The organism is Cardiobacterium sp. (assembly GCF_057314735.1).
Genome location: NZ_DBHKZK010000070.1, coordinates 15,041 through 37,163 on the forward strand (window position 1 = coordinate 15,041; position 22,123 = coordinate 37,163).

Annotated in this window: 21 protein-coding genes; 10 read left to right on the forward strand and 11 right to left on the reverse strand. The window is 60.2% G+C overall.

Annotation, left to right across the window (positions count from 1 at the left end):
- Window positions 1-59 precede the first annotated feature (59 nt).
- Complete coding sequence (gene mutL, locus ACO54Z_RS10495) at window positions 60-1,979, reverse strand: DNA mismatch repair endonuclease MutL (protein WP_485996962.1); 1,920 nt, start codon at window positions 1,977-1,979, stop codon at window positions 60-62.
- 404 nt (window positions 1,980-2,383) lie between these two features.
- On the opposite strand from mutL, the gene ACO54Z_RS10500 reads away from it, so the two are divergent.
- Genes ACO54Z_RS10500 through treC form a run of 3 tightly spaced genes read left to right on the forward strand, consistent with a single transcriptional unit; the run spans window position 2,384 to window position 6,999 of the window.
- Window positions 2,384-3,394 (forward strand): hypothetical protein, encoded by a 1,011-nt coding sequence (locus ACO54Z_RS10500; protein WP_485996963.1) that lies wholly within the window; start codon window positions 2,384-2,386, stop codon window positions 3,392-3,394.
- A gap of 51 nt (window positions 3,395-3,445) precedes the next feature.
- Window positions 3,446-5,332 (forward strand): PTS system trehalose-specific EIIBC component, encoded by a 1,887-nt coding sequence (treP, locus tag ACO54Z_RS10505; protein ID WP_485996964.1) that lies wholly within the window; start codon window positions 3,446-3,448, stop codon window positions 5,330-5,332.
- A gap of 11 nt (window positions 5,333-5,343) precedes the next feature.
- On the forward strand, window positions 5,344-6,999 hold the full coding sequence (treC, locus tag ACO54Z_RS10510; protein ID WP_485996965.1) for an alpha,alpha-phosphotrehalase: 1,656 nt from the start codon (window positions 5,344-5,346) through the stop codon (window positions 6,997-6,999).
- A 313-nt stretch (window positions 7,000-7,312) separates the two neighbouring features.
- Here treC and ACO54Z_RS10515 read toward each other — a convergent pair whose 3' ends face one another.
- From ACO54Z_RS10515 to ACO54Z_RS10525, 3 genes are all read right to left on the reverse strand, one after another.
- Window positions 7,313-8,110, reverse strand: coding sequence for a DUF4198 domain-containing protein (locus ACO54Z_RS10515; RefSeq protein ID WP_485996966.1), 798 nt, complete (start codon window positions 8,108-8,110; stop codon window positions 7,313-7,315).
- A 12-nt stretch (window positions 8,111-8,122) separates the two neighbouring features.
- A complete protein-coding gene (locus tag ACO54Z_RS10520) occupies window positions 8,123-8,641 on the reverse strand; it encodes a DUF2271 domain-containing protein (protein ID WP_485996967.1) in 519 nt (172 codons plus the stop codon).
- Window positions 8,642-8,709: 68 nt separating this feature from the next.
- Entirely contained in the window at window positions 8,710-9,381 is a 672-nt protein-coding gene (locus tag ACO54Z_RS10525) for an alpha/beta hydrolase-fold protein (RefSeq protein WP_485996968.1), read from the reverse strand.
- Between the two features lie 179 nt (window positions 9,382-9,560).
- Between ACO54Z_RS10525 and ACO54Z_RS10530 the strand changes: the two genes are divergently transcribed.
- The gene (locus tag ACO54Z_RS10530) at window positions 9,561-10,142 is read left to right on the forward strand and encodes an NAD(P)H-dependent oxidoreductase (protein WP_485996969.1); all 582 of its coding nucleotides are present in this window, start codon (window positions 9,561-9,563) and stop codon (window positions 10,140-10,142) included.
- Window positions 10,143-10,186: 44 nt separating this feature from the next.
- On the opposite strand, the gene ACO54Z_RS10535 is transcribed toward ACO54Z_RS10530, so the two are convergent.
- Genes ACO54Z_RS10535 through ACO54Z_RS10545 form a run of 3 tightly spaced genes read right to left on the reverse strand, consistent with a single transcriptional unit; the run spans window position 10,187 to window position 12,215 of the window.
- Window positions 10,187-11,095, reverse strand: a complete 909-nt coding sequence (locus ACO54Z_RS10535; protein WP_485996970.1) for a tyrosine recombinase XerC — start codon at window positions 11,093-11,095, stop codon at window positions 10,187-10,189.
- Window positions 11,096-11,112: 17 nt separating this feature from the next.
- Window positions 11,113-11,955 (reverse strand): diaminopimelate epimerase, encoded by an 843-nt coding sequence (dapF, locus tag ACO54Z_RS10540; RefSeq protein ID WP_485996971.1) that lies wholly within the window; start codon window positions 11,953-11,955, stop codon window positions 11,113-11,115.
- A complete protein-coding gene (locus ACO54Z_RS10545; RefSeq protein ID WP_485996972.1) occupies window positions 11,952-12,215 on the reverse strand; it encodes a GlsB/YeaQ/YmgE family stress response membrane protein in 264 nt (87 codons plus the stop codon). The genes dapF and ACO54Z_RS10545 overlap by 4 nt, the downstream gene beginning before the upstream one ends.
- Before the next feature lie 93 nt (window positions 12,216-12,308).
- On the opposite strand from ACO54Z_RS10545, the gene hemE reads away from it, so the two are divergent.
- The 3 genes from hemE to ACO54Z_RS10560 are packed head-to-tail and all read left to right on the forward strand — an operon-like array spanning window position 12,309 to window position 14,292.
- Window positions 12,309-13,358: a uroporphyrinogen decarboxylase gene (hemE, locus tag ACO54Z_RS10550; protein ID WP_485996973.1), complete on the forward strand. Its 1,050-nt coding sequence runs from the start codon at window positions 12,309-12,311 to the stop codon at window positions 13,356-13,358.
- Entirely contained in the window at window positions 13,355-13,897 is a 543-nt protein-coding gene (locus ACO54Z_RS10555; protein WP_485996974.1) for a hypothetical protein, read from the forward strand. The genes hemE and ACO54Z_RS10555 overlap by 4 nt, the downstream gene beginning before the upstream one ends.
- Window positions 13,898-13,938: 41 nt before the next feature.
- On the forward strand, window positions 13,939-14,292 hold the full coding sequence (locus ACO54Z_RS10560; RefSeq protein WP_485996975.1) for a RidA family protein: 354 nt from the start codon (window positions 13,939-13,941) through the stop codon (window positions 14,290-14,292).
- 511 nt (window positions 14,293-14,803) lie between these two features.
- Here ACO54Z_RS10560 and ACO54Z_RS10565 read toward each other — a convergent pair.
- On the reverse strand, window positions 14,804-15,232 hold the full coding sequence (locus ACO54Z_RS10565) for an MliC family protein (RefSeq protein ID WP_485996976.1): 429 nt from the start codon (window positions 15,230-15,232) through the stop codon (window positions 14,804-14,806).
- Window positions 15,233-15,425: 193 nt separating this feature from the next.
- On the opposite strand from ACO54Z_RS10565, the gene ACO54Z_RS10570 reads away from it, so the two are divergent.
- Entirely contained in the window at window positions 15,426-16,115 is a 690-nt protein-coding gene (locus tag ACO54Z_RS10570) for an ACP-like domain-containing protein (RefSeq protein ID WP_485996977.1), read from the forward strand.
- Between the two features lie 55 nt (window positions 16,116-16,170).
- Here ACO54Z_RS10570 and ACO54Z_RS10575 read toward each other — a convergent pair whose 3' ends face one another.
- Window positions 16,171-16,869, reverse strand: a complete 699-nt coding sequence (locus ACO54Z_RS10575) for a glutamine amidotransferase (protein ID WP_485996978.1) — start codon at window positions 16,867-16,869, stop codon at window positions 16,171-16,173.
- Window positions 16,870-16,930: 61 nt separating this feature from the next.
- Complete coding sequence (locus ACO54Z_RS10580) at window positions 16,931-17,758, reverse strand: class I SAM-dependent methyltransferase (protein ID WP_485996979.1); 828 nt, start codon at window positions 17,756-17,758, stop codon at window positions 16,931-16,933.
- A gap of 173 nt (window positions 17,759-17,931) precedes the next feature.
- On the opposite strand from ACO54Z_RS10580, the gene ACO54Z_RS10585 reads away from it, so the two are divergent.
- Window positions 17,932-19,554, forward strand: coding sequence for an alpha-D-glucose phosphate-specific phosphoglucomutase (locus tag ACO54Z_RS10585; protein WP_485996980.1), 1,623 nt, complete (start codon window positions 17,932-17,934; stop codon window positions 19,552-19,554).
- 8 nt (window positions 19,555-19,562) lie between these two features.
- Window positions 19,563-21,143 (forward strand): glucose-6-phosphate isomerase, encoded by a 1,581-nt coding sequence (pgi, locus tag ACO54Z_RS10590; RefSeq protein ID WP_485996981.1) that lies wholly within the window; start codon window positions 19,563-19,565, stop codon window positions 21,141-21,143.
- A 146-nt stretch (window positions 21,144-21,289) separates the two neighbouring features.
- On the opposite strand, the gene ACO54Z_RS10595 is transcribed toward pgi, so the two are convergent.
- Complete coding sequence (locus tag ACO54Z_RS10595; RefSeq protein ID WP_485996982.1) at window positions 21,290-22,060, reverse strand: formate/nitrite transporter family protein; 771 nt, start codon at window positions 22,058-22,060, stop codon at window positions 21,290-21,292.
- Between the last annotated feature and the right edge of the window lie 63 nt (window positions 22,061-22,123).

The following is a 22,123-nucleotide window of genomic DNA, read 5'->3' on the forward strand; positions in this document are numbered from 1 at the left end:
CGCACAACCGCGCCGGGAGCAGTCTATGGCGGTCTTGGGCGTAGGGTGTGGCGACGGCATCACTCGCCGCGCATGAAATATTTGCCGAGGTCGTCGGTCGAAAGCTGCACCCAGGTGGGGCGGCCATGATTGCATTGGCCGCTGGCCGGGGTGGTTTCAATGTCGCGCAAGAGCTGGTTCATCTCCGTCAGGGTCAGGCTGTCATGCGCGCGCACCGCCTTGTGGCAGGAGAGGCGCGAGAGGATTTCGTCCTGCATCCGCTCAATGGCGATGCTTGCCGGGTATTCGCCCAGTTCGTGCAAAAGATCGCCGACGATTTCGGCGACGGCGGCGTGTTTTAACAGCGACGGCACGGCGTTGATGTGGATGCGGCTTTCGTCGGCGCTGGCTTCGAGGTCGAAGCCGAGGCGGTGCAGCCAGTCGCGGTGCTGCTCCAGCGTGTCAAGGTGCGCCGGGGTGGCAGCGAGGCTTTGCGGCAACAGCAGCCGCTGTACTTCGGGCTGTTTGGCGCGCAGTTGCGCTTTCAGCCGTTCGTAAAGGATGCGTTCGTGCGCGGCGTGCATATCAACGATGACGAGGCCGCGCGCGTTTTGCGCGAGGATGAAGATGTTGTGAATTTGTCCCAGGGCGTAGCCGAGCGGGTGTTCGCCGGGGTTGTCGCTCACGGACGCGGCGGCGTAATCGTTTTTTGCTGTGGGGGTGGGGGCGAAGCCTTGCTCCCCTCCCCCTGTGGGCGGGTACCCAAGCAAAATGCGACTGCATTTTGCTTGGGGCCCGGGGGAGGGGCTGGGGGTGGGGTTTGTGGTTGTCAAACCGCCAGTTGCGGGGGGAACAGGCGGCGCAATTTTTTGCGCCCATTGGTAATAGGCGGCGCTTTCGGCGACGCTGCGGCGTGGCGCGGGGCGGTAGTCGTGGTCGTAGCGCAGCGGCGGTTGTTGTCGCACGGCGGCGGGCGGCGATGCCGGGGTTTCGCGCGGCGGTGCAGTTTGCGCGGCGGGGATGTTGCCGCGCAGGGCGTGGTGCAGACTGCTGTAGAGGAAGTCGTGCGCGAGGCGGCTTTCGCGGAAACGCACTTCGTGTTTCGCCGGGTGCGCGTTGACGTCGATGAGGTTGGGCGCAATGTCGAGGTAGAGGACGTACACCGGATGGCGGCCGTGGTAGAGCATATCCTGATAGGCCTGGCGGATGGCGTGCGCGATGATTTTGTCGCGGATCATGCGGCCATTGATGTAGAAGTATTGGCGGTCGGGCTGGTTGCCGGCGCAGGTCGGCAGGCCAACCCGGCCATAGAGGTGCATTTCGCCGCTGCGGGCGTCGATGGGCAGCGTCTGCTCCAGCAGCTCATCGCCGAGGACGCTGGCAATGCGCGCGGCGAGGTCGGCGCCGCCGTATGCGCCGAGCAGTTTGCCGTGGTTGTTGAGGCGGATGGTGATGCCGTCGTGGCTGAGCGCGAGGGTTTGCACCAGTTGCTGGATGTGCTGCCGTTCGGTGCGCTCGCTTTTCAGGAATTTTTTCCGCGCCGGGGTGTTGTAAAAGAGGTCGCGGATTTCGATGGTGGTGCCGGGCGGGTGCGCCGCCGGGCTGATGGCGTCGCCCAGATGCGGGCTGATGCGCCACGCCTGCGCCTCACCTGCCGCGCGGCTGGTGAGGGTGGTCTTGGCGACGGAGGCGATGCTCGGCAGCGCTTCGCCGCGAAAGCCGAGAGTGGTGACGTGCTCAAGGTCGTCGAGGTTGCGGATTTTGCTGGTGGCGTGGGTGGCGAAGGCAAGCGCGAGGTCGTCCGGGTGGATGCCGCAGCCGTTGTCGCGCACGCGGATGAGTTTGCCGCCGCCGTCTTCGATGTCGATGTCGATATGCGTCGCCCCGGCGTCGATGGCGTTTTCCACGATTTCTTTGACGACGGAGGCGGGGCGCTCGATGACTTCACCGGCGGCGATTTGGTTGATGAGGTGGTTGGGCAGTTGCTGGATGCGGGGCATGGCGGCGACGGGGCAGAGATTCGCGCGCTATTGTTGCCTTTTGCCGGGGAATTGCAATCCCGGCGGGGATGGGGCGATAGCCAGCCGGGGGGATTGGCGTTATCATCGGCGCATCCCCCGCAGAGGAATTACGGCATGACGCATCACATTTTCCCCAACACCCCGCCCCGCTACCTGGCGGGCGCGCGTGGGTGGTGCCGCTGCGGGGCGGTAGCTGAAATCATAGCCATCCACCGAAAGTTTCAGACAAGGCGCGTCGCCGAAGACAGTACGCGGTTGTACGGCGAGGCGACGCAACACCGTATGAGGCTTTCGGTGGATGGCTATATGGCGATGTTGACGGGCGCTTCTGTCCGGTAGGCATCGCTTTTTCTTTAAGCGTATTTTGATTCAGGGAGAGAGAAATGTTTAACCGCAATCCGGCGGCCGAAACGCCAGTGGCATATCCGTGGGCGAAAGTCTTTTTTGGCTTCGTTGGCGGGATGTTGTTGTTTAATTTTGTTGCCCATCTATTGGGAAGTATAAAACTTTCTGGCATTTTGCTGGGGCAGCTATTACTACCACAGCCAGCAACGGACAAAATGCATTTATATCTCTTGTGGGGGTTGTTGTTTTTATTTCCTGTATTGCTTAGCAGTATTGCTACCGTATTGTTTTTGGTTTGGCGAAATGCAAGGCGCAATCGGCACGGCGTAATGCTAGCGGTAAAATCCATGCTGGCACTAAATACCATTTATGCCGTATTCAGTATTATTTATTTGGTTTTTTGGGGTGTATTCAGGGATGGTGCGCAGATTTTGTTTCTTGTTTTTTCTTGTACGGGTTTCGTTTTGCTGCAAGGTATTTTTGCTGCCTTGCTGGCAAGCTGGCTGCTGCCCGAACCCGCAGATGATGAAGACGAAGCAGAATTTTATCCTTGGCAGCGCGTCATTCTCGGTTTTGGCCTGGGTACCGGCTTGCTCAATGGCTTGCTCTTCTGGCTGCTGCTACTGATACTGGGTAAGGGTATTTCCTGGTGGCATTTGCCGGATAATATGGGACGCTTTTTTATGCCTGGCTTTTTATTTGGCGCCTGGTTTGCCTGGCGGCGTTTTCAACGCTCGCTCAGGCATATGGTTTTTATTTTGGTAGTCACTTTGCCGCTGGCGATGTTTTATTTTATGGGTATTACCGCCGCTTCTTTCAGTTACAGTATGCATTTGCGCAGCTTGCCGATGATTTTGACGGCACGGTTGGCGCTCGCCATTTTGATTCTTTCGTTTGTTTTACTGCCTGCAAGGAAAGACAGAACGGCTTCTGCGGCTGATAATGGTGTGTTATTGCTGGTGAGCCTATTGGCTGCGGCCATCATTATTGTGGTTTCTGCCTGGATGATGCCCTATGTATTGATCATATTATGGCGCTTGTTTTCCTGATCAGGATTTTTTGGAGATTCTTTTTCTATTCACCAAACCGGGGAGGTTTTTATGTCGAAGTTCCAGCAGGATGCCGCGCTGCTTTTGGCAGCGATTGGCAGCAGGGAGAATATTAGCGCGGTCACGCATTGTGTGACGCGGATGCGTTTTGTCTTGGTTGATCCGAAAAAGGCGGATATTGCCCGCATTGAGGCGATTGGCTGCGTCAAGGGGACGTTTATCCAGTCCGGACAATTCCAGGTGATTATTGGCAATGAGGTGAGCGAGTTTTATCAGGAATTCACTACCCTTGCCGGGATTGAAGGGGTATCGAAGGATGCGGTGAAAGCGGCGGCGACGGCGCAGCAGAATTGGCTGCAGCGCATAATGAGCGCGCTCGGCGAGATTTTCGCGCCGATTATTCCCGCGCTGGTATGCGGCGGTCTGATTTTAGGCTTTCGCAATATTATTGGCGAGATTGCGCTGTTTGATGGCAAGACTTTGGCGCAAACGTCGCCGTTCTGGCAGGGGATGTATCAGTTTCTTTGGCTGATTGGCGAGGCGGTCTTTCATATGTTGCCGATTGGCATTGTCTGGTCAATTACCCGCAAGATGGGGACGACGCCGATTCTTGGCATTGTGCTTGGCGCAACGCTGGTGTCGCCGCAGTTATTGAATGCGTTTGCGGTCGCCAGTACGGCGGCGGAGGATATTCCGCATTGGGATTTCGGCTTTACCCGCGTCAATATGATTGGCTATCAGGGGCAGGTGATTTCTGCCATTCTCGCCGGTTTTGTTTTGGTATATTTGGAGCGTTTTTTCCGCCGCATTACGCCCGCGGTGATTTCAATGATTGTGGTGCCGTTTTGTTCGCTGGTGCCGGCGGTGATTATTGCGCATACGCTGGTTGGCCCGATTGGCTGGAAGATTGGCACCGCCATTGCTGATGCGGTTTATGGCGGTTTGACGTCGTCATGGTCGGTGTTATTCGCGGCTGTTTTTGGGTTGCTTTATGCGCCGGTAGTGATGACCGGGCTGCATCATATGACCAATGCCATTGATATTACTTTGACGACGAAATTCGGCGGCACGATTCTCTGGCCGATGATTGCCCTTTCCAATATTGCCCAGGGTTCGAGTGTGCTGGCGATGGGGGTTTTGCAGCGCCACAATCCGCGCGCGGCGCAGGTCAATGTGCCTGCCTGTATTTCCGCTTATTTGGGGGTGACGGAACCGGCATTATTCGGCGTGAATTTGAAGTATGGTTTTCCGCTCATTTGCGGGATGATTGGTTCGGCGGTGGCCGCGGTGATTTCTGTCGGCAGCGGCGTGCAGGCGCTCAGTATTGGCGTCGGTGGCATTCCCGGCATTTTGTCTATCAATCCGCAATTTTGGGGTTCGTTTGCGCTGGCGATGGCGGCGGCGATTGTCGTGCCGTTTGTGCTGACCTGGTTGGTCGGGCAGAAGCGGCTGAATGCGGCGGAGCGGGGCAGCGCGCCTGCGGCGGCGGCGGCGACGGAAGCGTTCATCGCCCCGATGAGCGGGCGTCTGTTTGCCATTGAGGAGATTGACGACCAGGGCTTTGCTTCAAAAAGTATGGGCGACGGCATCGCGATTGAGCTGCGCGATGGCGTGGTAGTCGCGCCGTTTAGCGGCACGATTGAGGTCGCCTTCCCCACCGGGCACGCCTACGGCATCGCCTGCGACAATGGCCGCGAGCTATTGATTCATCTCGGCATGGATACGGTTGAGTTGCAGGGCAAGGGCTTCACTGCGCGCGTCCGGCAGGGCGACCGCGTGCGCCAGGGCGATGTGCTGGCAGAGGTCGATGTGGATTATGTGAAGCGGCAGGGCAAGTCGCTGGTGTCGCCGGTGGTGTTTACCGATGGCGGCGCGGTGCGTGTGCTGAAGCGGGATGTGGACGTGACGCGCGGCGATAGCGGTATTCTTGAGCTGTGAGGTGCATCCCCATGAATTTCAAAGATAAAGTCGTTTACCAGATTTATCCCAAATCCTTCTGCGACAGCAACGGCGATGGCATCGGCGACCTGCCGGGCATCATCAGCAAGCTCGATTATTTGCAAACGCTCGGCGTGGATTATCTTTGGCTCAACCCGGTTTATCCCTCGCCGCAGCGCGACAACGGCTACGACGTCGCCGATTACCGCGCCATTGACCCGGTTTACGGCACGATGGCCGATTTTGAGCGCCTCTGCCGCGAGGCGAAAGCGCGCGGTATCGACATCATGCTCGATATGGTCTTCAACCACACCTCAACCGCGCACGAGTGGTTCCAAAAAGCGCTCGCCGGCGACGCCAAATACCGCGCCTATTACCTGTTCCGCCCCGGCAAGCCCGACGGCAGCGCACCGACCAACTGGCAGTCCAAATTCGGCGGCAGCGCCTGGGAATACGCGCCGCAAGTCGGCCAGTATTACCTGCACCTGTTCGACGTTACCCAGGCCGACCTTGACTGGACGAACCCGGAAGTACGCCGTGAGGTCGCCGACATCGTCCGCTTCTGGCAAGAAAAAGGCGTGCATGGCTTCCGCTTCGACGTCATCAACCTCATCAGCAAACGCGAATTTGCCGACGACCCGCACCACGCCGACGGCCGCCAGTTCTACACCGACGGCCCGCACGTCCACGCATACCTGCGCGAGCTGAACCGCGCCAGCTTTGGCCGCGACCCGGAGAGTTTTACCGTCGGCGAGATGAGCTCGACCAAACTCGCCGAATGCGTGCATTACGCCGGCGCGGAAAGCGGTGAGCTATCGAGCGTCTTCACCTTCCACCACCTCAAGGTGGACTACAAGGACCAGCAAAAATGGGCGCTACAACCCTTTGACTTCGCCGCGCTGAAAACCCTCATCAGCGACTGGCAGATTGGCATGGCGGCGGGCAACGCCTGGAACGCGCTCTTTTGGAACAACCACGACCAGCCGCGCGCCTTGAGCCGCTTCGGCGATGACCGCCGCTACCGCACCCAGTCCGCCACTATGCTCGCCAGCGCCTTGCACATGCTGCGCGGCACGCCCTACATCTACCAGGGCGAAGAAATTGGCATGACCAACGCCTACTTCGACGACATCGACGACTACCGCGACGTGGAAAGTACCAACCTTTACGCACTGGAAACCGCAGCGGGGCGGGACGCGGCGGCAATCCACGAACTGCTGCGCGCGCGCAGCCGCGACAACGCACGCACGCCGATGCAGTGGACGGCAGGCGCGCAGGCGGGCTTCACCAGCGGCACGCCGTGGTTGCGCGTGAACCCGAACCACGTTGAAATCAACGCCGAGGCGGAGACGCGCGAGCCGCACAGCATCTACGCCCATTACCGCGCACTGATTCGCCTACGCAAAACGCAGCGCGTCATCCAGGACGGCGACTACACGCCGCTGCTTGCCGGCCATCCGCAAATATTCGCCTACCGCCGCGAGAATGATGAGGCGTCGCTCGTCGTGTTGGCGAACTTCTACGGCGAGGTGGCAAAAGCGCCGCTCGCGGACACGGCGGGCTATCGCCTGCTCCTCGGCAACTACGCCGATTCCCCGGCAACGCTGGAGGAAGAGGTGCTGCTGCGGCCGTATGAGGCGCTGGTTTATCTGCGGCAGAAGGTGTAGAAAGTAAAGCGCCCCCTCGCGCTGACAATGCTGTGGTGGGTCGAGACCCACCCTACATATACTGCGGAAAGCGTGCGTAGGGTGGGGCTTGCCCCACCGCCGCGAAACTATAGCCATCCACCGAAAGCCTCATACTGTGTTGCGCCGCTTCGCCGTACAACCGCGTACTGTCTTCAGCGGCGCGCCTTGTCTGAAACTTTCGGTGGATGGCTATACAAATCAATGGAAAGCGCGTGTGATAGCGCGACCCGTCCCGTCAGCCATAAAAAAGCCACCCCTGCGGGTGGCTTTTTATCGGGAGAAGCGCGGAGGATTACAGCGGGAGTACTTCCAGGCCGACGCTGTAATCGTAGAGGTGCGGCGTGTCCTTGACGACGTCGCTCGGCACTTCGTGTTCGGTGTTGAGCCAGTACAGCCCGGCTTCCGGCCAGTCGATGGTGACGAGGCCGTCGGCGTCGGTTTTCAGCTCGGTAAATTCGTGGCTGCGGTAGCGCATTCCGTCTTTGGCGAGGCGTACCCGCGCATTCGCCAGCGGCTTGCCGTCAAAGACCACGCGGAACTGCGCCTTTTCCCCGGCGTAGAGTTCGTTCGGGTGGGTCAGGTATTCGATGTCCAGCCCCTTGGCCGCAGGCTTGATGGCCTCCGCCGTCGGCTCGCCGAGGGTGGCGAAGGTTTCCGCTTCCAGGCTGCGGTGGCGGTAGTTTTCGTGTTTTTGGTCGGGGATGGGTTTTTCTTTCTGGTACTGCTCCGGCGTGCCGCGCCAGCGCGGTTTGGGGTCGCCTTCGCCGTAGTTGAACTGGATGTATTCCTGCTGGTCCACGAAGCGGTGCGTGCCTTGCTGGGTCAGCTTGGCGTCGTAGCTGGTGCGCAGTTTTCCCTTGGTCAGGTTTTCTTTTTCGATTTCCTTGCCGTCCGGGGCGTAGGCGTGCAGGTTTTCGGTCGGGCGGCCATTGTGGTTGACGTCAAAGGGGAAATCGGACGCGCCGCTGTCAATGGTGACGTAGTCTTTTTCGCCGGAAAGCTGGGTGCTGCTCGGGCGGATCCAGACGTTGTGCGCGCTGGCGAAGCCGCTCACCAGCAGGACGAGGGCGGCGATGTGGGTGCGTTTCATGGGAATCTCCGGTTACGGGGTAATGGTGAGGGTGATTTCGCCGAGCTCGCTCTTGCCGCTGGCCTTGGCTTCGGTTTTTTCCTTGACCGGCAGGGTGAACGGAATGCTGACCGCTTCGATGCCGCCTTCTTCGCGCACGGCTTCAATCATCAGGGTGTAGCTGCCGTCTTTCAGCTTGGCAAGACGCGGGTCGTCGGACTTGATTTCGATGGTGTGCTTGCCCGGTTTTTGCGTGGCACCGGTGATGGCATCGGGCAGCGGCTTCAGGCTGCGCCCGCCCTTGCGCCACCAGTTGCGCAATTCTTTCAGGTATTTGAGGCCTTCCTGCGGGTTGTCCGCCTTGCCCTTGATGAAGTACCAGAGGCTCAGGTGTTCGACCAGCTTTTTGTCGCTGTCTTCGACCCAGACGGCGACGTAGGGGCGGTGGTATTCGCTGCTTTTGATGTCGGGGATGGTGACTTCAATGCTGAAGTCAGCCGCCTGGGTGGTGGTTGCCAGCAAGAGCGCTGCGGTGAGGAGGGTTTTTTTCATGGGTTTTCCTGTGGGTGAATGGAGGCGCGATGATAGTTTTTTTGGGAATAGTTCGCAATATTGGCGCTTCAGTCGGCGGCAGCGAGTTGGTTGATGGCGGCGGCGGTGCGCGCGGCGATGTCGTCAAAATGGCCGTCGGGGTTCAGGCCAAAGACGGTATGGATGCCCTGTTGCCGCCAGTATTGGGCGGTGGCGCGGGTCATGTTTTCGACTGTCGCCAAGCGCGGGTTGCGGCTGTTTTTTTCGCTGTCGCCGAGCGAGAAGTACGCGCGCGCTGGCGGGGTTTGCAGCAGGCGGCTGGTGGCGAAGTCCGCCCAGCCGTCAAACCAGAGTGAGCCGGAAACACAGGCGACGCGCTGGAACGGGCTGTCGTGGTAGGCGCTCCAGGCGGCGAACAGTCCGGCGAGCGAGTATCCGGCGATGCCGCGCCAGCGCGGTTGCAGGCCAAGGCGCTGTTCGATAGCGGGCAGCCGCGCGGCGAGACTGGTGAGGGTTTCAGTCGCGCCGCCGCTGAAATCCGGCGCTTTTTTGAAGGCACGCGGTGCCGGCCACGGGCTGAAAGCGTGCTCCCAGTCCGTGCGATCCAGCGACATCAGCACGACATCCGCCTTGAGCAAACTGGCGACGGCATCGGCCTCGTGCGGTTGCAGAAAGGTCAGCAGCAGTGGCGCGGTGGCAGGCAGCGCGCCGCGGTAATAGAGGCGAAGATTGGGATCGTTCAGGGTATGGACAGGTTGCATGATGCGCTCCGTTGGGGAATGCGGGCAGGCTACGCGATGGTCGCGCGGGGTTGCAAGATTTTCTGTTGTGAAATGAGCGGGATGTAAAAAATGACTTTTGCATAGCTTGCAATGCATACGTTATCCGTCCACAATGCGTGCCGTCTGGCCGGACATTCTTTTTTATCCACGGAGTATTTATGGCACACACCCTCATTATTTACGACCACCCTTATGAAAAAAGTTTCAACCACGCTATTATGGAAACCGTCATCGCCGCATTGCAGGAGAAAGGAAAAGCGCACGCGCTGATTGATTTGCACGCCGACGGTTTTGACCCGGTTTTCCGCAAGGAGGAATTGGCGCTTTATGGCAAGGGAGAAACGGTTGATCCTTTGGTCGAGAAATATTGGCAGTTAATCAAGGAAGCGGATGAGCTGATTTTTATCTGCCCGGTATGGTGGAGCAGTCTGCCCGCCATGACCAAGGGCTTTTTTGACAAGGTGATGAAGGTGAATTTCGCCTATGTGCCGGGTACGACCGGGCCAAAAGGATTGCTGACGCATATCGGCAAGGCAACGCTCATTACCACTTCCACCACACCGAATTTCGCGCTGAAACTTTTCTTGCGCAATCCGATCAAGCGCGTTTTCGTCAATCTGGTTTTGAAGCAGATTGGCATTGCGCAGCGCGAATGGCTGAATTTTGGCAATATTACAAATTCCAAAGCAGAGCAACGTGAGGCGTTTTTGCAGCAGCTAAAATCCCGCTTTGCGGCGTAATTGCCGTCGATATTAAAAAAACCGCCTGGTGGCGGTTTTTTTCGTTATTCGTTTTCTGTTTTGGGATTTGCTTTCTTCGCGCGCGGGTGTTTGGCGTCGTATTCGCGTGCCAGATGCTGATAGTCGAGGTGGGTGTAGATTTGGGTGGTGGCGAGGTTTTTGTGGCCGAGCAGCTCCTGCACGCTGCGCAGGTCGCCGGAGGATTGCAGCAGGTGGGTGGCGAAGCTGTGGCGCAGCATATGCGGATGCACGTTCACGCCGGGCAGGCGTTCGGCGGCATAGGCCTTGAGGCGCAGGGCGATGCCGCGCTCGGTGAGGCGGCCGCCGTTTTTGTTGAGAAACAGCGCTGTCTCGTCCGCTTTTTTCAGCAGTTGGCCGCGCACCGCCTGCCAGCGGGCGAGGGCTTCGCGCGCCTTGCTGCCGATGAAGATGAGGCGCTCCACCCCGCCTTTGCCGCGAATGATGTGATGGGTGCTGTCGGCGCTGAGGTCGCGCGCGTTGAGCGCGGCCAGTTCGGCCAGGCGCAGTCCGGCGGAGTAGAAAAGCTCCAGAATGGCGTGGTCGCGGATGAGGTTCGGGTTGTCGGTCGCGGGCGCTGCCAGCAGGGTGGTGATTTGTTCGGGGGTGAGGACGCCGGGCAGGGGCTGGCGCGGTTTGCGCGGCAGTTTGAGGGTGGCGGCCGGGTCGGTCGGCAGGCCGCGCAGGCGGTGCAGCCAGCCGTAGTAACCGCGTAGCGCGGCGCGGTGCTGGTTCAGCGTGGCGGGGCTGTATTTGCCACCGCCCAAGGTTTTGCGCAGGTAGTCTTGCAGGGTCTGGCTATCGAGCGCGCTCAGGTCGCGCCCGGCGTGGGCGTCGGCAAACTGGCGCAGCAGGCGGCGGTAGGTGGCGAGGGTTTGCGCGCTTTTGCCGCTTTCGTAACGCAACCAGGCGAGGTAGTCGTCGATGTCGTTCATGGAGACGATGCGGCGGGTTATGCCGCCAGTTCGCCGTGGTAAACGGTGGCGGCGGGGCCGGTCATGTAGAGCGGTTTGCCCGCGCCTGCCCAGTTGATGATGAGCGTGCCGCGTGGCAGCTCAACGGTAACGGTTTCGTCCAGCAGACCGCGTGCGATGCCGACCGCTACCGCCGCACACGCCCCGGTGCCGCAGGCTTGCGTCTCGCCCGCGCCGCGCTCAAAAACGCGCAGGCGGATGTGGGCGCGGTCGCGGATTTGCATGAAGCCGGCATTGACGGCGGCGGGGAAAAGCGGGTGTTGTTGAAGCGCGGCGCCGACTTCGGCGACCGGCGCGCTGGCGACGTCTTCGACCACGCAGACGGTGTGCGGGTTGCCCATGCTGACGATACCCATCTGCAATTCGTGTCCGGCGGCGCTGACCGGCTGGTAGAGACGCTCCGTTTGCGCGGCGGTGAAGGGGGTAAAGTCCGGCTCGCCCATGTCCACCCGGTATTGTTCGCTGCCGTCTTCGCCCGCGCCGACGTAGGCAATGGTGATGCTGCCGCGTTTGACGGCGACGCGCAGCGGGCGGTCCAGCGGGTGCAGGCTGTGGTCGCGCAGGTACTTGCCGAAGCAGCGCGCGCCGTTGCCGCAGTGTTCAACTTCGCCGCCGTCGGCGTTGAAGATGCGGTAGGCGTAGTCGTGCGCGGCGTCCGGCGCGGGTTCGATGATGAGCAGCTGGTCAAAGCCGATGCCGCTGTGGCGGTCGGCCAGCGCGCTGATGCGCGCGCGCGGCCAGTCGAAGGTTTGTTGCAGGGCGTTGAGTACGATGAAATCGTTGCCGAGGCCGTGCATTTTGCTGAAATGGCGGATGCTCATCGGCGCGAGATCGTGTTTACCAAGAGCAGGATGAGGATGGCGCCGAGAACCGCGCCGATGAATCCGGCGGGCTGGCCGATGCGGTACCAGTGCAGCGCCTGGCCGATGTAGCTCGCGACCACTGCGCCGCCGATGCCGAGCAGGGTGGTGAAGATGAAGCCCATCGGGTCGCGCCCCGGATAGAAGAAGCGGGCGACAAGGCCGACGAGAAAGCCGATAACGATGGTGTAGATGAGACCAGAATGGATAGTGATCGTCATGATTTGCTCCTTTTGTGTTGAAAGCGCCCGCACTATAGCGGGCTGAAGCAGGGGCAGTGTTACAATACCGCCACGCTATCACAAGGATATTTCATGAAAAACGACCTGCTGCTGCGCGTTTTGCGCGGCGAACCCGTGCCACGCACCCCGGTGTGGATGATGCGTCAGGCCGGGCGCTACCTGCCCGAATACCGCGCCACCCGCGAAGTGGCGGGACAGTTCATGACGCTGTGCCAAACGCCGGAACTCGCCTGCGAAGTGACGCTGCAACCGCTGGCGCGCTTCCCGCTCGACGCCGCCATCCTCTTCTCCGACATCCTCACCATCCCTGACGCGATGGGGCTGGGGCTTTCCTTCGTCCCCGGCGAAGGCCCGGCGTTTGACCGCCCGGTGCGCAGCCCTGCCGACGTGCAGGCATTGCCCATTCCCGACATGAACGACGACCTCGGCTACGTCATGCAGGCGGTACGCCTCATCAAGCGCGAACTGGACGGGCGCGTGCCGCTCATCGGCTTCGCCGGCAGCCCGTGGACGCTTGCCACCTACATGATAGAAGGCGAGGCCAGCCGCGATTTCGCCCGCGCCAAAGCGATGCTCTATCAGGAGCCACGCACCCTGCACGCCCTGCTCGACAAACTCGCCCGTGCCGTCACCGCCTACCTGCTGGCGCAGATAGAAGCGGGGGCGCAGGCGGTAATGCTCTTTGACAGCTGGGGCGGCAGCCTTGCCTGGCAGGCCTACCGCGAAAACTCGCTCGCCTATATGCAGCGCATCATCACCGGCATCGGCGGCAAAGCGCCGGTCATCCTCTTCACCAAAGGTGGCGGCAACTGGCTGGACATGATGAAAGACAGCGGCGCCGCTGCTATCGGCCTCGACTGGACGACACCACTGGCGCAGGCACGGCGCATCCTCGGCGAAAACATCGCCCTGCAAGGCAACCTTGACCCTGCCATATTGCGCGCCGAACCACCAACCATCGAAAACGAAGTACGGCGCGTGCTCGCCGACTACGGCCACGGCCACCGCCACATCTTCAACCTTGGCCACGGCATCACCCCGGACATCCCGCCCGAACACGCGGCGGCGATGATTGAAGCCGTGCACAAATACAGCCCCCAATACCACAAAGAAACCCCATGAGCATGACCTACTGGCTGATGAACGAACACGGCACCGCGCTCTACGAAGAAGACCTGCACGGCCTCTACTACTTCCAGCTCAACCTCGACGCGCTTTGCGAAAAACTCGGCATCACGCCGCTTTCCGAATACGTGGACGACAGCGAACTGCGCGCGCAGTGGCTGACAGATGAAGACAACCTGCCGGAAGACGCGGACATCGAACGGGACGCGCTGCGCGAACCCGCCGCCTGGCACGACCCGGCCGCGCTGCTCGCCGTGCTGCAAGCGCTGGAGCGGCAACTGCAACAAGACCCGGACAGCCTCTATCAAGCCGCCGCCGATGATGATGATGATGACGACGACTTTGCGGACGACGACGAAGACGGCTGCCATTGCGACGACGGCTGCGGCTGTTGCGCCGACGTCGAAGATGAAGACGACGAAGACAGCATCGAACTCACCCCGGAGCTTGTCCTCGCCGACATTGCCGCCCTCAAACCCCTGCTGCAACAGGAGATTGAGAAGGGCGGGAACGTCCACCTGCGGCTGCTCGGCTAAACCCGTCCCCGCCCGCCCCGCCGGTTCACACAGGAAACACCATGATTACCTACATCGACCCCGAAGCACGCTACAGCGACGCGACCATCCACCACGGCATCATCCACCTCGGCGGACAAGTGCCGGAAGACGCCAGCGCCGATGCCGCCGCGCAAACCCGCAGCGTACTGGCACAAACAGACACGCTGCTCGCCCGCTGCGGCTCGGACAAGGCGCACATCCTCGAAGCGACCATCTACCTCGCCGACCTTGCCGACTACGACGCGATGAATGCCGTCTGGGACGCCTGGACCGCACCCGGCCGCGCGCCTGCCCGCGTCTGCGTGCAGGCCAAACTGGCGCACCCCGGCTGGAAAGTGGAAATCCGGCTGACGGCGGCGGTGCGAGAGTCGTGACAACGACGGCTGTTGACCTGAAAGCTGCGCACCACAAAAAAACCGCCCTCCGGCGGTTTTTTTGCATTTCAGGCGGCGAATAATAGCCGCAAGTCCGCCCAAATAACGTCGCCATACCCCGGACGGTTTCCCAGTAGTACCTTAATGAAGCACTCCGTGCGTAGGGTGTGTGGCGGCGCAGCCGACACGCACGCGAGAATTGGGACAGCGGGAGACGCGTGCGTGCCTGCGGCACACACCCTACAAATCAGTGGTGCAGGTCGCAAAATCGTCGCTGCGGCAACCGCATTGGCTGAAGGGCTGTTTACAAATGAAGAATCCCTCGCCCCTACGGGCGGGCTCCCACGCAAAATGCGCCCACATTTTGCGTGGAGTCCGGAGCGCGTAGGGGCGGTTAGCGTAGCGTAACCGCCCGATTCCGTTTTGCGGAATGCCCCTTGCGTTCAAGTAAAACAAAAACGGGGCAGGGCGCCGATAACGTCCTGCCCCGTGCGTGCATCAAGACGCTGCTTCAGATGCGGTTCACGCCGCTGCGGCAGGTGGTTTCCACCGCGTTGCCGTAAGAGTCGGTGAAGGCGAAGAGGGCCTCGCTCATGCCTTTTTGGTGCCACTCGCCGCCACGACCAAAGAGGCCGCTGTTGCTGACATAGCGCGCGCCGGAACCGGCGACGGCGTTTTGCATCACCATTGACTTGTCGTCGAGGCGCAGCTCAATCTGGCTGGTGTTCAAAATGCGGATATTGACGCCGAGACCATTGTCGCAATCAAAATGGGTGACGCCGCCCGCTTGCGGCTGTTGCGGCGCGGGATAATTGTTCGCGGGCGGATTTGGCACCGGATTGGCGGGAATGCCAATATTGCCGTTGCCGCCAGTATTGCCGCCACAGGCAGCCAGACCGAAAACAGCGAGTGCGGGCAGGATGAAAGATACAGATTTCATGAAAACTCCAGTTGGAAAAAGCCGCACCGGGCGGCGGTGCGCGCATCATAAAAGACGCTCCCGCGCCGCGTGCATACACTTTGGCAAGTTTTCCATTTGGCAAGCCCGGTGCGAATTGTATGCCTTATACTGCGCGCCGCAGCCGCACACAGGGCTGTCATTCCCCTTCCTTTATCCTTACGCAGGAGTATTTATGAAACTTTGGATTCCCGCCGCTGCCGCCACCCTGGCACTTGCCGTTTCCGCGACCGCTTCCGCCGCCGGTGGCAGCGTCACCTACCAATGCCAGAACGACAAAAAAGTCAGCGTCAATTACACCTTCAACGAACAGGGCGTGCCGACCCAGGCAACCGCCACCCTGAACGGCAAAAAACGCCTGATGAAATACGATTTGAACCGCTCCGATAACGTCGATACCTTTTTCAAGGACAAAAACGGCTATAACCTGACTGCCTCCGAACTTAATTCCGGCAATTACCGCGACGCTTCCATCATGATTATGTCGCCCAATAGCGAAATCCTTTACAAAGATTGCAGCCCGGCGGCGAAATCTGCCGCGCCGGACAATTCCCGGAATAATGCCGGCGAAATCAGCAAAACCGGCAGCGTTTCCTATATGTGCCTCAATAACCGTCGCGTCAAGGTCAATTATGCCTTTAATGGCGCCGGTGTGCCGGTCAAGGCGGAAGCGGTGGTCAACGGGCGTAAGCGCGTCATGCAATACGACCTGAACCGCTCCGACAACGTCGATACCTTCTTCAAGGACGGCGCCGGATACAGCCTGACCAGCTCCAATATGGATGCTAACAATTTCCGCCAAAACGACATCATGATTACCGCGCCAAATGGCGAACTGGTTTACAAAGATTGCAGCGCGAATTAAGCATTCCCAGCTCACAAAAAAGCCCGCAGATGCGGGCTTTTTTATGTTGATGTGTTTAGTGTGCCACAGCGTAAGCGGCAAAGCGTTGCAGCAGCGCGGTTGCGTGCGGCGTTGACTCAGGGACGGCGGCAATCATCGCGTCGATATGGGCGAGGCGGTCGCGTTTTTGTGCGAGGTTGTCGCGCATCGCCTCCTGGCCAAATTCCGGGTGGAATTGCACGCCCCAGGCGCATTTGCCGATGCGGTAGGCCTGGTGCGGGTCGTGATCATTGGCGACGAGGGCGACCGCGTCTTGCGGCAGGCGCAGCACGCTCTGGATGTGGGTGGCGTTGGCGGTGAAGGTCGGCGGTAGCGGCGCAAACAGCGGGTCGTCGTCGCAGGCAGGCAGACGGCGCAGGGTGATGTTGCCGTTTTCCGCGCCGCGCGGGTTGTTGCCGGTCGTGCCGCCGAGGGCATCGGCCAGCAGTTGGTGGCCGTAGCAGATGCTGAACACGGGCAGTTCGCGCGCGACTGCCGTTTGCAGCCACGGGCGCAGTGCCTCGCTCCACGGCTGGCGTTCGTCCACCATGTGCGCCGAACCAGTGAGGATGACGGCGCAGCAGTCATCGTGCGCGGGCGCGGTTTCGCCGCCGAGGATGTCAACGACGCGGATTTCGCCGCTGAGGTGGCGCGCAATCCAGTCGGTGTAGCCGCTGAGGCGGGCGCAGGTGGCGGCGCCGGGGGTGCCGAGGCGAAGGATGGTGATGGGTGGCATGGGGTTCCTTTTGGGGCAGGGATAGGGAGGGGCGCCCGCCATAGGGGGCGCGGTTTTTGTTTCAGGGCAATCGCACCCGCACGATGTGCTGATCCATGTTGCGCCGTCCCCATTTGGTCGCATAAATCAGGCGGGCGATGCGGTAATAGCGTTTGCCGCAGTAGCGGCTCAGCTCGCTTTCGGCTTCTAGCTTCAGTCCCGGCAGCCATTGTTCCAATTCGCGATTGTCCTTGAGCGACCATTTGAATTCCGGCACGTCTTCGCCCATTTTGCCGAGCGCGTCGTGTTTTTTCGCCTTGCCGACGAGGAACGGCGGCACGATGTCAAAGACAAACGTCGCCTGCGGCAGGTGGCGGGCGAGGGTGGCGAGGTAATCTTTTACCGTGGCGGCATCGAAATACATCAGCACGCCTTCGCACAAGAGCAGCACCGGCTTGCCGTGGGCGGCTGCGGTCTGCATCCAGCTTTCGTCCAACATTGAGGAGCCGAGGTAGTGATTGCCGCTTTCCGGCAGAAGCTGGCGGCGCAGCGCAATCACCTCCGGCAGGTCAAGGTCGTACCAGGCGGTAATGGCGGGACGGCCAAGGCGTTCGTAACGCGCGTCCAGCCCGGCGCCGAGCTGGACAACGACGGCATCGGGATGGGCAGCGATGAAGCGGCGCGCTTCTTCGTCAAAAATATGCGCGCGACCGCAGCAGCCGACCTGCGACATGACGATGTTGTTGAATTTGCTGAAATCGTAGTCAATCTGCGCCAGCATCCGTGGCGCTTCCGCGTCGGTGAGCAGGCGTTCATTTTCCGGGCGCTCCTGTTCGACCGCTTTTGCCCACAGCGGGATGAGCATGGTGGTGGAGAGGGCGCTGGTTTCGGGGGAGATTTTTCCGTTCATCGGGGCTCCTTGCAGGTTGTTGAAAGGGGTTCGCATTATACGCGCGGCACGCCTACGGCAACTTTCCTCATCATCCTCATCAATCCACATTAACGTGTGGAGTTGGTGATACCAAATGCACAGGGTTAGCGTTAAAATACGGTAAACCCACTAACCACCGATGAGGTAATTTTATGAATATCAAGACGATAAAGTTCACCGCGTTCACCGATCAACGCCCCGGCACCTCCGGTCTGCGCAAGCCGGTGCCGCATTACCAGCAGCCGCACTACACCGAGAGTTTTATCCAGTCCGTTTTCACCTCGCTCGGCGGGGTCGCGGGCAAGACGATTGTCGTCGGCGGTGATGGCCGCTATTACTGCGCCGAAGCGGTCGCCATTGTCCTGAAAATGGCGGTGGCGCAGGGCGCGAAGCTGATTCTGCTCGGCGAAAACGGCCTGCTTTCAACGCCTGCCGCGTCGCACGTCATCCGCCATTACAAGGCCGATTTCGGCATTATTTTGTCCGCCAGCCACAATCCGGGCGGCAAGGATGGCGATTTTGGCATCAAGTTCAATTTGTCCGCCGGGCAACCTGCACCGGAGCACGCCACCGAAGCCGCTTATGCGGTTTCCAAATCGCTGACGGAATATTCGATTGCCGAGGTGGAATTGCCGCCGCTCGACAAGCTGGGCAGTTACCGCCTTGGTGATACGGAATTGCGCGTGATTAGCAGCACCGCCGATTATGCGGATTTGATGGAATCGCTGTTTGATTTCCCGGCGATTAAAGCGCATATCGCTAAACATCCTTTTGTTTTTGATGCGATGCACGCCGCCACCGGCCCGTATGCGATTGAGGTTTTCCACCGCCGTTTGGGATTGCCGCAGCAATTCTTGCTCAATACGAAACCGCTTCCCGATTTTGGCGGCGGTCATCCTGATCCATCCCCGGCACATATTGATGAATTAAAGGCGGCGATTGCGGCCAATGAATCAGTCGTTATGGGTGCGGCGAGCGATGGCGACGGCGACCGCAATTTGATTACCGGGCGCAAGCATTTTATTAATCCCTGCGATAGCATGGCGGTGATTGCCGACAATCACGCGCTGATTCCCTGCCTGAAATCGCTCAAGGGTGTGGGGCGCACCATGCCGACCAGCCGCGCGGTCGATGCGGTCTGCATTGCGCACGGGCTGAATTATTATGAAACGCCGACCGGCTGGAAATTCTTTGCCAATTTGCTCGATGCCGACATGATTCACCTCTGCGGCGAGGAAAGTTTTGGTACCGGCGGCAATCATATCCGCGAAAAAGACGGTATTTGGGCGGTACTGTGCTGGCTCAATTTGCAGGCGGCGACCGGCAAAACCCCGGATGAAATTATTGAGGCACACTGGAAGCGTTATGGCCGCCATATTTTCAACCGCTTTGATTACACCGGGCTGGACAAAGATACGGCGACGGATATGCTGAAACAATTCGAGGCGCAACTCGTCAAAATGATTGGCCAGACTATTAGCGGATTGCCGATTACCGATGCCGGACAATTCAATTATTCCGACCCGACCAATGGTGAAACCAGCCCGAACCAGGGATTGCAGGTGCAATTCGGCCCGCAGGCGCGCATTATTTGCCGCCTTTCCGGCACCGATACCCGTGGCGCGACCATGCGGATGTATGTCGAATACTGGCAGCAGGATATTAACGCCGCGCCCGCGCTCGCCGGTACCACATCCACCCTGGCAACCATGGCGCAGGGCATGATGAATCTGGAACATTTCTTTGGCCGCAGCCAGCCTGACAATATCGTTTGAGGAATCCCATGATGAGCAATCTCCACGACAAACTGAAGTCGCACAAAGAAACCGTCCTCGGCAAACGGATGACCGAATGGTTCGCCGCCGAGCCGAACCGCGTCGCCGACTGGACGCTGAAACAGGCGGGCATTTATCTCGACCTCTCGAAAAACCACATCAACGCGCAAACCAAGGCGCTGTGGCAACAATGGGTGGATGAAGCGGGCGTCGCCGAAGGCATCGCCGCCATCACCCGTGGCGACAACGTGAACACCGGCGAACACCGCCCGGCGCTGCACCACCGCCTGCGCGCGCCAGCGGATCAGCCCTTCGTCGTCAATGGCGAAGACGTCAGCCCGCACATCCGCGCCGTGCGCGAACGGATGAAAGCCATCAGCGAGCGCGTGCGCGGCGGCGACTGGAAAGGCTACGACGACCAGGCCATTACCGACGTCATCCACATCGGCATCGGCGGTTCCGAACTCGGCCCGCGCCTGCTCTGCACCGCCTTCAAACACCTCGCCGACGACCGCATCCGCGTTCACTTCCTCGCCACGCCCGACCCGGTGAAAATCAGCGAGCTGAAACGCCGCCTCAACCCGGCAACCACGCTGCTGATTGTCGCCTCCAAGAGTTTCGGCACCGAAGAAACCCTGACGAATGCGGGCTATATGCGCGAATGGCTGCGCGCCGCCGGTGGCGAAAAGGCCGACGGGCAAATGATTGCGCTCTCCGCCAACGTCGATAAAGCCGCCGCCTTTGGCATCGCCGCCGAGCGCGTGCTGCCGTTCTGGGACTGGGTCGGTGGCCGCTTCTCGCTGTGGTCGGCCATCAGTCTGCCCTTCATCCTGCAAAACGGCTACGACGCTTACGCCGAACTGCTCGCTGGCGCGCACGAAATGGACAAACACTTCCAGACCGCGCCGCTGATGGCGAATATGCCTGTGTGGCTGGCGACGCTGGAAGCGTGGTACAACCACTACTTCAACTGGAACAACCGCGCCGTCATCACCTACTGCAACCCGATGGAGCCGTTCCCGCAATACCTGCAACAGCTCGACATGGAAAGCCTCGGCAAGCGCGCCAACCGCGCAGGCGAACCGCTGACCAAGCCGAGCGGCATCATCGTCTGGGGCGGCACGGGAACCGAGGCGCAACACGCCTTCTTCCAGCTCATCCACCAGGGACAGCGCCACATCCCGATAGACTTCGTCACCGTGAAAACCCCGCCCAAAGGCTACGAAGACGCGCAACGCATCATCCACGGCCACTGCACCGCGCAGGCGGAAGCCTTAATGCGCGGCCGTGACGAAAGCGACCTGCAAGACATCCCCGAAGCCGAACGCTACCAGCGCACCTGCCCCGGCAACCGCCCCAGCACCACCATCATTCTGGACGCGCTCACCCCGGCCTGCCTCGGCGCCTTCATCGCCCTCTACGAACACAAAGTGACGGTGCAAGCCATCCTCTACGATGTGAACGCCTACGACCAATGGGGCGTCGAACTGGGCAAAGTGCTGGCAAAAGGCACGGAGGCGAGCCTTGCGGGCAAAACCGGCGCGCATGACCCGTCCACCACTGCCATTATTGACTATCTGAAGTCTTGAGTGGCCTGAAGCATATACATACACGATTCCCGCTATCGTGTATGTATAGCCATCCCCGGGGCTTACCCCGCCGCCCCAACAGGCGGTTCTCTCGACAAAAAAACCGGGCAATGCCCGGCTTTTTTGCACCCGCGTTTCCCGCAGAATCAGTCGCGATACGCCGCGTAATACAGCCCGCCGACCATCACCGTGCCGCCCAGCACGTTGCCGAGATAGACGGCAATCATGTTTTCGCCGAACTGCGCCCAGGTGATGTCGCCGCCGCCCCAAATGGCTGCCGGGATGACGAACATATTGGCGACCACGTGCTGGAAGCCGATGGCGACGAACACCATCACCGGAAACCAGGTGCCGAGGATTTTGCCGCTGAAGGTGTCGGCGCCGTAGCAGAGCCACAGCCCCATGCACACCAGCCAGTTGCAGCCGATGCCGGAGACAACCGCCTGGCCGAAGCTGGCATCAACCTTGCCGTGTGCGACTTCCAGCGTTTCCGCAAAAACCGCGCCTTCGGTGAGGCCGACGTAGTGGCCGAAAAACCAGGCGATGAAAAACGCGCCGAGGACATTGGTCGCGGTCACAATCGCCCAGTTGCGCGCCCACTGGCGCAGGGTGATGTGCCGCTTCAGCCAGGCGACCGGCAGCGCCATCATGTTGCCGGTAATGAGTTCGCCGCCGCCAAGCAGGATGCAGACGAGGCCGACCGGGAATACCGCCGCGCCGAGCAGTTTGCCCAGCCCCGCCAGCTCGTGCGGCATGGCGGCGACGATGCGCACATAGGCGAGATAGCCGACCGAGATGAACGCGCCACCGAGAAAACCGAGCACCGCGAGGCGGTCGGCGCGGTTTTCCGCTTTCATCGTGCCCTTGTGGGCGCTGTATTCAAGAATATCCTTCGGTTCAAGGACACTACCGGCCATGTTTGACTCCTTTAAAATTTATAAAAAATGAGAGGAAAGTCGCGCATTGTATAGCCATCCACC

Coding starts and splice junctions, on each gene's coding strand:
- mutL (WP_485996962.1), bottom strand. CDS start 1,979: ATGCCCCGCATCCAGCAACTGCCCAACCACCTCATCAACCAAATCGCC.
- ACO54Z_RS10500 (WP_485996963.1), top strand. CDS start 2,384: ATGTTTAACCGCAATCCGGCGGCCGAAACGCCAGTGGCATATCCGTGG.
- treP (WP_485996964.1), top strand. CDS start 3,446: ATGTCGAAGTTCCAGCAGGATGCCGCGCTGCTTTTGGCAGCGATTGGC.
- treC (WP_485996965.1), top strand. CDS start 5,344: ATGAATTTCAAAGATAAAGTCGTTTACCAGATTTATCCCAAATCCTTC.
- ACO54Z_RS10515 (WP_485996966.1), bottom strand. CDS start 8,110: ATGAAACGCACCCACATCGCCGCCCTCGTCCTGCTGGTGAGCGGCTTC.
- ACO54Z_RS10520 (WP_485996967.1), bottom strand. CDS start 8,641: ATGAAAAAAACCCTCCTCACCGCAGCGCTCTTGCTGGCAACCACCACC.
- ACO54Z_RS10525 (WP_485996968.1), bottom strand. CDS start 9,381: ATGCAACCTGTCCATACCCTGAACGATCCCAATCTTCGCCTCTATTAC.
- ACO54Z_RS10530 (WP_485996969.1), top strand. CDS start 9,561: ATGGCACACACCCTCATTATTTACGACCACCCTTATGAAAAAAGTTTC.
- ACO54Z_RS10535 (WP_485996970.1), bottom strand. CDS start 11,095: ATGAACGACATCGACGACTACCTCGCCTGGTTGCGTTACGAAAGCGGC.
- dapF (WP_485996971.1), bottom strand. CDS start 11,955: ATGAGCATCCGCCATTTCAGCAAAATGCACGGCCTCGGCAACGATTTC.
- ACO54Z_RS10545 (WP_485996972.1), bottom strand. CDS start 12,215: ATGACGATCACTATCCATTCTGGTCTCATCTACACCATCGTTATCGGC.
- hemE (WP_485996973.1), top strand. CDS start 12,309: ATGAAAAACGACCTGCTGCTGCGCGTTTTGCGCGGCGAACCCGTGCCA.
- ACO54Z_RS10555 (WP_485996974.1), top strand. CDS start 13,355: ATGAGCATGACCTACTGGCTGATGAACGAACACGGCACCGCGCTCTAC.
- ACO54Z_RS10560 (WP_485996975.1), top strand. CDS start 13,939: ATGATTACCTACATCGACCCCGAAGCACGCTACAGCGACGCGACCATC.
- ACO54Z_RS10565 (WP_485996976.1), bottom strand. CDS start 15,232: ATGAAATCTGTATCTTTCATCCTGCCCGCACTCGCTGTTTTCGGTCTG.
- ACO54Z_RS10570 (WP_485996977.1), top strand. CDS start 15,426: ATGAAACTTTGGATTCCCGCCGCTGCCGCCACCCTGGCACTTGCCGTT.
- ACO54Z_RS10575 (WP_485996978.1), bottom strand. CDS start 16,869: ATGCCACCCATCACCATCCTTCGCCTCGGCACCCCCGGCGCCGCCACC.
- ACO54Z_RS10580 (WP_485996979.1), bottom strand. CDS start 17,758: ATGAACGGAAAAATCTCCCCCGAAACCAGCGCCCTCTCCACCACCATG.
- ACO54Z_RS10585 (WP_485996980.1), top strand. CDS start 17,932: ATGAATATCAAGACGATAAAGTTCACCGCGTTCACCGATCAACGCCCC.
- pgi (WP_485996981.1), top strand. CDS start 19,563: ATGATGAGCAATCTCCACGACAAACTGAAGTCGCACAAAGAAACCGTC.
- ACO54Z_RS10595 (WP_485996982.1), bottom strand. CDS start 22,060: ATGGCCGGTAGTGTCCTTGAACCGAAGGATATTCTTGAATACAGCGCC.